This window comes from Synechococcus sp. H55.2 (assembly GCF_047462495.1).
GTDB lineage: Bacteria > Cyanobacteriota > Cyanobacteriia > Thermostichales > Thermostichaceae > Thermostichus.
In genome coordinates this window covers 1-4,953 of sequence record NZ_JANSJH010000066.1, presented here as the reverse complement: position 1 = coordinate 4,953, position 4,953 = coordinate 1, and the positions used below count along the sequence as shown (strand labels likewise).

Genomic DNA, 4,953 nt, shown 5'->3' with positions numbered 1-4,953 from the left:
GGTTTCCCGGCCAGCGGCAGTTGGTTTTGCAGGAAGTGGCGTTTCGTCTGCCCCAGGGAGACATCTTGGGGATTGTGGGCCCGTCGGGCTGCGGGAAAACCACCTTATTGCGCACCATTGCCGGCTTTGAGCAGCCGGATGGCGGGCGGATCCTGCTGGGGGGGCGAGTGGTGGCCGGGGAGGGGCAATGGATCCCACCGGAGCAGCGGGGGGTGGGGCTGGTGTTTCAGGATTTTGCCCTGTTTCCCCACTTGGACGTGTTGGCCAATGTGATGTTTGGACTCCGGCCCGCCACCCTATTTGCGTCGGCAGGGGGGGGCGGCAATCGCTCCTCCTCACCTGAGTTGCGAGGCGCTGCCCAACAGGCGCGGGAACGGGCTTACGAGGTCTTGCGGTTGGTGGGTCTAGAGGACTACGCCCATCGTTATCCGCACGAGCTTTCCGGCGGGCAACAGCAGCGGGTGGCCCTGGCTCGGGCTTTGGCCCCCAGGCCCAGCCTGATCCTTTTGGATGAGCCGCTCAGCAATCTGGATGTGCAGGTGCGCTACTATCTGCGGGAGGAAATCCGCAAAATCCTCAAGCAAACCCAGACCTCGGCCATTTTCGTCACCCACGACCAGGAAGAGGCCCTCTGCCTTTCCGATTGGGTGGCGGTGATGCGGGAAGGGCGTATTGAGCAATGGGGATCCCCGGAGGAAGTCTATCGAGAGCCGGCCACCCGCTTTGTGGCCGAGTTTATTACCCAAGCCAACTTTCTTCGCTGTGAGCGGCGGGAGTTCGGTTGGCAGGCTGAAGAGCTGTCGCACATCCCCTTTCAGGCTTTGGGAGATCAGCGCGACCCCAGCTTGCGCTGCGCAGAGCTGATGATTCGGCAGGAGGAGTTGCATTTGCATCCTGACCCTCAGGGCGGCCTTGTCATCCGGGATCGACAGTTTTTGGGACGAGAGTATCGCTATTGCTTGATCGCAGAGTCTGGCAAAGAATTGCACGCCCTGGCGCGGGAAGCGCTGCCTGTGGGCACGCGAGTTCGAATTGCCATCGGGCAAGGTCGTCTGTTTCCCATTGCTGGGCCTGAGGGATCCCCGCTACAAAAACAAACCTGACCCAAAAGCCGCCCTTTTGCCCGACGTTCTCCCGGAGGCATGACCCAGGCGCTCCCTATCTGGCAGCAAACTGGGTAGGCTGTTGATGGAGGGGCAGTGGCAATCTATGCAGGGATCCCGCATCATTGCCGGCACAGTGGAGGAGCGAACCGCGTTGGCGGAGTTCCGCGTCGGTGTGGATGCGGTCATTTTTTCCATCGATACCGAGCAGAATCGCCTTCTGGTGCTGCTGGTGCGGCGGCGGGAGGATCCCTTCCGCGGTTGCTGGGCTCTGCCAGGAACGCTGGTGCGACGCTCAGAATCCCTAGAGGCAGCGGCCTACCGCATCTTGGCAGAGAAAATTCGTGTTAAAAATCTCTACCTGGAGCAGCTCTACACCTTCGCTGGGCCAGAACGGGATCCCCGCGAGGCCGAGGATGCCTGTGGGCTACGCTACCTGTCGGTCAGCTACTTTGCTCTGGTGCGATTCCAGGATGCTCAACTGCTGGCAGACGGAGTGGAGGGCATTGCCTGGTATCCCGCTGACCAGATTCCCCCTTTGGCCTTTGACCACGAAGCAATTTGCCGCTACGCTCGCCGTCGCCTCTGCGCCAAGTTAGAGTACAGCCCGATTGCTTTCGATATTTTGCCCGCCACCTTCACGCTGGGGGAGGTCTATCAGCTTTACGGCACCGTTTTGGGCGAGGGGTTCTCCGATTACTCCAATTTTCGCGCCCGCTTGCTAAAACTGGGCATTTTGCGGGATACCGGCCAGAAAAGCACCCAGGGAACAGGCAGACCGGCAACTCTTTACCGTTTTGATGCAGCCGCTTTCGAGAAAATCCGGCACAAGCCGATGGTATTCGTTTGAGGTCTGCTGGAGGGATCCAGCCAGATTTGGTGGGTACAGATTCGCTTCTATATTAAAGGGGGTTCTGTACATGACTACCCGGACAAAGGCTTATGCCGAGATAATGTGCAACTTCGCTCCCATAAAGTCGGAAAAAGCTGTGGTTCAGGGTATCGATAACTAGCATGCGGCAGGAGTATCTTGACAGCTTTTGGCATGACGCAGCACTCTTGGTCGTTTTGCATCTGGAGTCAGCAGACCGTATTGGTTGCCCCATCCGTCGTAGCCATCGCGTACCTGGCGCGCGAACACATCAAGGCGCGGCCCTTCAAAATATTCCGCAATACGCTTGTAGAAGGAATCCGGTTTGGCGCTATGAGTTGTCGGAGTTTCTGTAAAGCAGGTCTGCATCTTACCAAAATGTTTTCGATCAAACACAGCCTTGCCCTTATATCCGAATAGAACGTGCTCAGTGGTAACTTGGTAAGGTCCAAATGGACATGGGCCAGTACGCTTATTCCATGTGATCATTGTATAGAAGGTGAATCCCCACGCTTCCATTAAGTCGAACGCTATCTTCAGGATGGGCTCTCCGGTGCTGCGATCCTTGCTATTGGTTGCCCACAACCACAAGAAGCTCTGCTCTTCCGCCCACAGGTTGATGGGTAACTTCATCAATTCTTCCTTGCTCATTGTGGGATAGTCCAGAGTTGTGGTTTGATTGGGACGAGCCTTGCGTTTGCCGGTTTTGCCTTGGTTCCAAGGTGGATCAACGACAAGAACTCGGTAGCGCTTATCCAGGTTCGTTGCGATGACTGAGGGATCGTCCATGGTGTGCGGGATCCCAGTTTTCTCGCCTGGCGCGCGGGCAGGCATCTGGTCTGGCGTTTTATCCAAAGAGCGCGGTGGGTTTTTTGTCATGCTATGGCTTCCGTGGGACTGGTGCAGATGAGGCACACGCCCTCGGCTTTGGGGATAAGCGTGTGGACACGGCAATTATCCTCGCTCGGGCCCCATCACAGCCTCACCGCTAAAGCGATGATAGAGCCTGTAGAAGCCCGTTTCAGCCCCAGCCAGATACTTTGCGATGCCGTTGGTGTGGGCCATGTTCCCAGAGGCACCCTCTGCAAGGGGGTAGGCCGTGGTGGAAGCAGGCGGCAGCAGCCAGAGAGCTGTGCTAAGATTAGGAACCATGATAGGTATTGTTTCAGGAGTTCTCCAAGCATGTCTGCAGCAATAGATATCGCTGATGCCACCTTTGAAGAAGAGGTGCTTCGCAGCGATATTCCGGTCTTGGTCGATTTTTGGGCACCTTGGTGTGGCCCCTGCCGCATGGTGGCTCCTGTGGTTCAGGAGATAGCTGAGCAGTATGCCGGCAAAGTTAAGGTTGTAAAGATCAATACTGATGAGAATCCTCAAACTGCCAGTCAGTACGGTATTCGCAGCATTCCCACTCTGATGTTGTTCAAAGGCGGCCAAAAGGTGGATGTGGTGGTCGGTGCTGTGCCCAAGGCAACTCTGACCACAATTTTGGAAAAGCACTTCGACACAGAAGATAAGCTGGGTAGCTCCGTACTTTAGTGCGCGACCAAGTTGCTGTGCTACGCTCTGCTCGTCTGCTGTGGTGAAAAACTCGCAAGGCCGATGAGCACAGGCGCCAGTAGGCAGGACTTCAAGGCTTTGTCTTGGCGTTTATGGGTTCACCTCTGGGCGGTGTAAGAAATCTCCTGACTACCGCTACGCAGAGGTGGGTCGAGGCCTGGGCGAAGTAGCCGGGACAGGAGCCCAGATGTTTCGGAATGTAACTTTTGAGGTCTGGATGGGAACTTGGTTGATATTTTGTGCCGAGAACTCATTAGAGTGAATCTTAGAGAGCTTTGGATCCCAGCTTGACCGATTCAGTTTCTTCTCTTCTGCGAGAGGTTTTTTCCAGCGCTGAGACCCGCCTAAAGCAGTTGGAACATCACCCCAACCGGACAGCGTGGCTGCGGATTTTGCAGTCTTTGCAGCGCATGGGATCCCTGGAGCTAAGCCGCTTGGATGCCAAAATCTTGGCGGCCACTCTTGAGGACTTGGAACAGGGGTTTGCTGCCTTTCAAAACTATGTCCATCAGCGCAAGATCACCGTTTTCGGCTCGGCACGGCTGGGGCCGGAAAGTCCCGAATATCGTCAGGCCCAGTTGTTTGCCCACTGCATCAGCCAGCGGGGGTTCATGGTGCTGACGGGGGGCGGGGGCGGTATCATGGAAGCCGGCAATCGAGGGGCAGGGCTGGAAAACTCATTTGGGCTCAACATCCAGCTTCCCTTCGAGCAGATGGCCAATCCCGTCATTGCTGCCAGTGATCGGGTCATCAACTTCAAGTATTTCTTTTCTCGCAAGCTCTTCTTTGTCAAAGAAACCGACGCGCTGGTGCTTTTCCCTGGCGGCTTTGGCACCCAGGATGAGGCCTTTGAATGCTTAACCCTAATGCAAACCGGCAAAACCAAGCTCATGCCCTTGGTGCTGGTGGACAGAACAGGTGGCTGCTACTGGAAGGAATGGGATGAGTACGTGCGGGAGCACTTGCTTGGCCGCGGCCTAATCAGCCCAGAAGATCTTTTCCTCTACACCTTAACTGATGATGTGGGAGATGCCTGCCAGCAGATTGTCGATTTTTATCGCGTCTTTCACAGCAATCGCTACGTGCGGGAGCTTTTGGTCTTGCGCCTGAATACCAAACTCTCGCCCCAAGCTCTGGATACCTTGAATGAAGAGTTTGCCGACATTCTCGATGGGGGCCGGATCGAGCAAACCGAGGCCCTGCCGGAAGAAGCTGAGGAAGATATTGCCCATCTGCCGCGGCTGGTGATGCACTTTAACCAGCGTAACTTTGGACGGCTGTGGCAAATGGTGCGCCGGATCAACACGCTTCATCCAGGACAGCCGGATCCTCTGCAAATGCGCCCCGACCAAAAGTAGGTGCTGCCCTCACCCCCAGCCCCTCTCCCTGAGGGACTCCCTCACCCCCAGCCCCTCTCCC

Annotated in this window: 5 protein-coding genes; 4 read left to right on the top strand and 1 reads right to left on the bottom strand. The window is 56.3% G+C overall.

What is annotated here, in order from left to right; translation table 11 throughout:
* Together NW844_RS08735 and NW844_RS08730 are read left to right on the top strand one after the other, a co-directional pair.
* Positions 1-1,103 (top strand): ABC transporter ATP-binding protein (locus NW844_RS08735; RefSeq protein WP_414335001.1); only part of this gene is annotated, 1,103 nt, incomplete at its 5' end.
* 106 nt (positions 1,104-1,209) lie between these two features.
* Positions 1,210-1,953, top strand: coding sequence for an NUDIX hydrolase (locus NW844_RS08730; protein ID WP_414335009.1), 744 nt, complete (start codon positions 1,210-1,212; stop codon positions 1,951-1,953).
* A 159-nt stretch (positions 1,954-2,112) separates the two neighbouring features.
* On the opposite strand, the gene NW844_RS08725 is transcribed toward NW844_RS08730, so the two are convergent.
* Positions 2,113-2,853 (bottom strand): MT-A70 family methyltransferase, encoded by a 741-nt coding sequence (locus NW844_RS08725; protein ID WP_414335000.1) that lies wholly within the window; start codon positions 2,851-2,853, stop codon positions 2,113-2,115.
* A 303-nt stretch (positions 2,854-3,156) separates the two neighbouring features.
* On the opposite strand from NW844_RS08725, the gene trxA reads away from it, so the two are divergent.
* Together trxA and NW844_RS08715 are read left to right on the top strand one after the other, a co-directional pair.
* Positions 3,157-3,513, top strand: coding sequence for a thioredoxin (gene trxA / locus NW844_RS08720; protein WP_414334999.1), 357 nt, complete (start codon positions 3,157-3,159; stop codon positions 3,511-3,513).
* Between the two features lie 308 nt (positions 3,514-3,821).
* Positions 3,822-4,892, top strand: coding sequence for an LOG family protein (locus NW844_RS08715; protein WP_414334998.1), 1,071 nt, complete (start codon positions 3,822-3,824; stop codon positions 4,890-4,892).
* Positions 4,893-4,953 lie beyond the last annotated feature (61 nt).

Excerpts from the sequence above, each read along its gene's own strand:
- NW844_RS08730 (WP_414335009.1), top strand. The coding sequence starts at position 1,210 with ATGCAGGGATCCCGCATCATTGCCGGCACAGTGGAGGAGCGAACCGCG.
- trxA (WP_414334999.1), top strand. The coding sequence starts at position 3,157 with ATGTCTGCAGCAATAGATATCGCTGATGCCACCTTTGAAGAAGAGGTG.
- NW844_RS08725 (WP_414335000.1), bottom strand. The coding sequence starts at position 2,853 with ATGACAAAAAACCCACCGCGCTCTTTGGATAAAACGCCAGACCAGATG.